Source organism: Acinetobacter sp. 228, assembly GCF_048147885.1.
This window is the reverse complement of the sequence record NZ_JAYWYV010000641.1, coordinates 1-1,011: the sequence shown is the minus strand read 5'-3', so window position 1 is coordinate 1,011 and position 1,011 is coordinate 1. Positions and strand designations below refer to the sequence as shown.

Below are 1,011 nucleotides of genomic sequence, written 5' to 3'. Positions count from 1 at the left end.
ACGCCAGATATTGGTGAGAGATTGTTTTTTGCTAGCCTGTAACTTTTTAACTAACTGTGTAAGCTCTACATCAGGCAATAAATCTAAAAATAGATTTAAGCTTTTTCCTTGTTTTTGTTGTTCTCTTAAGTCACGTCCGAGTTTATAAATGACCCCACTTTCTAAACCGTAGTGAGTAATCACAATATCACCATGAGTAACTTGGCTAGGTTCAACCCACGCATTTATACGCTTTAAAGGTTCACCAAAACAGCTTTCCATAAAAGCTGACCAAGTGTGCAATACCCCTGCATTACTTGCTTGAAAAGGTTCAATACTAGATTGATCCATCCATTGTTGCCAAGTACCATCACTCCCCAATTGGGACCACGACACCGCACCACAAGCCAACACGACTGCATCGTATTGTTGGGTAAAAGTCTCGCTGCTTTGATTATTTTGGTTTTCTAAAGTCAGCGTTGTACCTTGCAAATTAATACAACGATGACGATAAAAGAATTTAACCTGCTGCTCTGCTAAACGTTTTAACCAAGCACGCAGTAAAGGAGCAGCTTTCATTTCAACAGGAAAAATACGACCGGAACTACCCACATACGAGTCTATTCCCAATCCTTTCATCCAGTTCTGGATCCAGACTGCATCCCATTTTTCAACCCACGGTTTGAGCCATTCTGCATGGTCATAACGTTCAATGAACTGGGCTAATGGTTCGGCATGCGAGATATTTAAACCCGTTTTACCAGCCATCAAAAACTTACGCGCAGCCGAAGGTTTTTGCTCAAACACATCAATTTCATAATCATACTGGCTCAGTACCTCAGCTGCCATTAACCCAGCCGGACCCGCACCAATAATGGCAATCCGCTTATTCGCCATACACTTGCCCTTGGAGTGGCACAAAATCATCAAAACGAGTTTTATAACCTTCAGGCTTGGTCATAATGAGCTGCTGACAAAGCTCGCCACGCTCTAAATATTTAATTTCAAAATGAGTACGTGCAGAAGTTTGCG

At 41.8% G+C, this 1,011-nt stretch carries 1 protein-coding gene and 1 pseudogene; both read right to left on the bottom strand.

All coding sequences use genetic code 11. The features are described from left to right. The coding region (locus VXQ92_RS21510; RefSeq protein ID WP_416683119.1) for a TIGR03862 family flavoprotein at nucleotides 1-876 on the bottom strand (876 nt) is incomplete at its 3' end. Next, a pseudogene (locus VXQ92_RS21505) lies at nucleotides 866-1,011 on the bottom strand (SAM-dependent methyltransferase); the annotation flags it as partial. The gene VXQ92_RS21510 and the pseudogene VXQ92_RS21505, both read right to left, overlap by 11 nt.